The sequence below is a fragment of the Actinoplanes sp. ATCC 53533 genome, assembly GCF_003947245.1.
Window position 1 is genome coordinate 1 of sequence record NZ_QHHV01000720.1, and the last position, 853, is coordinate 853.

Consider the following 853-nt stretch of genomic DNA (forward strand, 5'->3'; position numbering starts at 1 on the left):
GTTACAGCGAGAAACGCGGCCACCGCTGGCAGGGCTACAAAGTCCATATCAGTGAAACCTGCGACAACACCCCCACCCCCGGCGGTGGTACCGATCCCACCCGCCCACCGAACCTGATCACGAACGTGGTCACCACCCACGCCGCGGTGGCCGACTCAACGATGACCATGCCCATCCATGTCATGCTCGCCGGTCGGGGTCTGCTACCGGCCGAACACCTCATGGACGCCGGGCTACCCCTCCACGACGAACCTGCTGGCCTGCCGCACCGAGTACCAGGTGAGCCTGATCGCCCCGATGCGTGGTGATTCCTGCCACCCCGCCCGCACTCACAACGGTTTCACCCAGGCCGCGTTCACCATCGATTTCGACCACCAGCAAGCGACCTGCCCGCAAGGCCACCACTCGGGCAGCTGGCACCCCACCCGCCAGAACGGCCACGACGCCATCGTGGTCCGCTTCCCGACCAGCACCTGCAGTATCTGCCCGGCCCGCACCGCGTGCACCCGCTCGCAGCGCTCCGGCCGACAGTTGACGCTGCAACCCCGCCACCTGCACGACACCCTGCGCCAGGCCCGCGCCGAACAACAAACCCCGGCGTGGAAACACACCTACCGCGCCCGCGCCGGGATCGAAGCCACCATCCACCAAACCACCGCCGTGACCGGCATCCACCAAGCCCGCTACACCGGCCTGAGCAAAGTCACCCTCGAACACACCTTCGCCGCGACCGCGATCAACCTCATCCGCCTGAACGCCTGGTGGACCAACACACCCCTCCAACGCACCCGAACCACCCACCTGAACAAACTCGACCTCACCCTCGCCGCGTAGACAGAATTAGGCAACAGGG

At 66.4% G+C, this 853-nt stretch carries 1 protein-coding gene and 1 pseudogene; both read left to right on the forward strand.

Annotated features, from left to right (window positions below; genetic code table 11):
* Window positions 1-308: pseudogene (locus tag DMB66_RS65170) on the forward strand (hypothetical protein); the annotation flags it as partial.
* Window positions 280-834 carry a transposase gene (locus DMB66_RS60850; protein ID WP_233625659.1) on the forward strand — a complete coding sequence of 185 codons (555 nt, stop codon included), beginning with the start codon at window positions 280-282 and terminating at the stop codon, window positions 832-834. The pseudogene DMB66_RS65170 and the gene DMB66_RS60850, both read left to right, overlap by 29 nt.
* Window positions 835-853: the final 19 nt, after the last annotated feature.